The 2,292-nt window shown below is 66.3% G+C and carries 3 protein-coding genes; all 3 read right to left on the bottom strand.

Annotated features, from left to right (window positions below):
• Nucleotides 1–38 precede the first annotated feature (38 nt).
• Genes NHF53_RS22830 through NHF53_RS22840 form a run of 3 tightly spaced genes read right to left on the bottom strand, consistent with a single transcriptional unit; the run spans nt 39 to nt 2,082 of the window.
• Complete coding sequence (locus tag NHF53_RS22830) at nt 39–497, bottom strand: hypothetical protein (RefSeq protein WP_252836252.1); 459 nt, start codon at nt 495–497, stop codon at nt 39–41.
• Nucleotides 497–1,447 carry an EAL domain-containing protein gene (locus tag NHF53_RS22835; protein WP_252836253.1) on the bottom strand — a complete coding sequence of 317 codons (951 nt, stop codon included), beginning with the start codon at nt 1,445–1,447 and terminating at the stop codon, nt 497–499. The genes NHF53_RS22830 and NHF53_RS22835 overlap by 1 nt, the downstream gene beginning before the upstream one ends.
• The gene (locus NHF53_RS22840) at nt 1,444–2,082 is read right to left on the bottom strand and encodes a helix-turn-helix domain-containing protein (protein ID WP_252836254.1); all 639 of its coding nucleotides are present in this window, start codon (nt 2,080–2,082) and stop codon (nt 1,444–1,446) included. Before NHF53_RS22840 ends, NHF53_RS22835 begins: the two co-directional genes overlap by 4 nt.
• Between the last annotated feature and the right edge of the window lie 210 nt (nt 2,083–2,292).

Raw genomic sequence — 2,292 nt, forward strand, 5'->3', positions numbered from 1 at the left:
AGTCTCGCTGCGATACGGAAAATGGTCACGAGCTTGCATCATCCTGCGACCCCCAGACTCCGGCGGCCCTCGTCCGCCACATGCACGGGCGCCGTTCCCGGCTCGATCGGTTCGCTGGCGGCCGGATCGTCCATCTCGCGTATTGCGTCCCCGTCCCGCCGGCCGGCCTGTTCGGCGACCGGCAACATTCGCGTGCAAGCACCCTCGCCCGTCGGCGGCACGGTGTGGAGTGCGGCGGTCACAGCCTCGACCGGCAGCACCAGTCCCCCGAGATGACGCACCATGCCGAGGCGAAACTCGGGCGAGGCGTCGCCCATCACGGACGTGACAAGTCCATAGAGATAGTGGGCGAAGATGAGGTCCACTTCGGCAGCGCGCAATTGTGCCGACGAGCGCTGCCGCAGCATGGCCTCGGTCGCTCGGGCCTTCTGCTCGAGCCGATCGAACATCCTGGAGGACACCCATCCCGCGACGATCGGAGCAATCTCTTTCCGCATCAGCGCTCCCTCCCCGACAAAGGCGAAAACAGCGAGCGCAGCCACTGACCGATAGCCGGCCCACCCGGCGCACCGGTGATCCTTGTGCCAGCCCGGACGGGCTCATCACGCCCCTCAGGACCTGCAGGCCGATACGCCAGCAGAACCCTGCGCAGCGCATCGCCGGCATCGCCGTCGAGTTCCTTCCAGCGTTCGGGACCCGGCGCGGAAAACAGGAAGCCCTGCCCCCAACACAGGCCCGCGGCACGGGCGCGTTGCAGCTGCCTGGGCGTTTCGATCCCCTCGACGACGATCGTGGGCGCCAGACAGGCTGCGAGCGCGAAGAGAGACCGCAGGCTCTCCCGTCCCGAAGGCGTCCTGCTGCGCGATCCGGAAAAGCAGCCGCGGTCGATCTTGATGATGTCCCAGTCGACATTGATCCCGTGAAGGTGCCGTATCGACGCACTGCCGGCCCCGAAGTCATCGATGGCGATGCGGCAGCCGAGCGCCTGCACCGCCTTGAGCCGGGCAGGCGCTTCGGCGATCTCATCCAGCGGACTGCTCTCGGTGATCTCCAGCACCAGCCGCCAGGCAAGTGAAGCCCGCCCGGCGATCATCTGCATGATGACCCGCCAGGACGCATCCGAAGCCAGCGTCAGGGGAGAGATGTTGCAGCCGAGGACGGCCTGCGGATCGTCCGCGAGTGCGTCGAGCACCAGTGCGACCATCGCGGCATCCAGGAGCCGGATATGGCCGCTCGCCTCGAGGCCGGGGATGAAATCGGCGGGTGCGAGCCTCATCTGCCGGCCGAAACGAACCCGCAAGAGGCACTCTCTGTAGAGGGCTGCGGCGTGGACATGAACGAGATCGACGACGGGCTCGGCGACAAATCCGAGGGAGACCGCCTCCGGCCCGCCGTCCGGCCTGCCGCACGGGGTATCGCAGCAGGAGGGCGCAGTTGTGATCGTCATTGGCGTTCTCCCGCGGAGGAGATCACGCGGCGGCGGGTGAGCAGCTGCATCCGCAGCTTCGACTTGAGCTCCTCGGTCGATATTCCGAGGGCGAAGGCAACGCTGCGCATGTCGCCGCCAAAACGCCGCAGCGCCCGCAGGATCAGCCGCCACTCGACTTCTTCGAGGCTCCGCCCGACGAGAAGATCCACCGCCGCATCAAGGGTTCTGGGGGCGAGGTCGTCGGAGCCGCTCGCAAGCTGGCTGACGATATGGTCAAGCAGCCGCTCCTCGCTCGCGGTGATGATGGTGCAGCCGGCGGCACCGCCGTCCTCGTGAAGAACGTAGAACCCGGTCTCGGCATCCACCACAACCTTCAGCGACCGACCGGCATCGGTCCCGATGGTCAGGCTCGGGTCGCTTTCGCTCGGCATCGACACCAGTCCGCCGTCGGCCACCTCCTCTCCACCGAGAAGAAGACTGACCTCGCCGGCGAGAACGCTGAGATGCACGAGACGGGCCGAGCGTTCACGATCAGGCGCGGAGGCACGCTTGCCGAAGACCGTCCGCTGCAGAAGCGCCGTTCCGGACTCGCCGGCCAGCTTTCCGGCAGAAGCGCCGGCTTCGGGGGAACGGGGAGGACGTCGCGTCATCACGGAACCCTCCCCAGGGAGAGCGGAAACGTCGGTGCATTCGGGCCGCAAGCCTTGCCGTATCGCCCGGGACAAACTGTCGCAACGGCATCCGAACGACCCGGCAGACGCGGGTGGGAGCGGACGTCACGGTGTGCGCAGGAGCCTCGTAACCTATTGATATAAAAGACATTTATCAGCGACAAAATCGGTCGATTAAGACATAAGCATTCA

Source organism: Ciceribacter sp. RN22 (genome assembly GCF_024054295.1).
GTDB lineage: Bacteria > Pseudomonadota > Alphaproteobacteria > Rhizobiales > Rhizobiaceae > Allorhizobium > Allorhizobium lividum.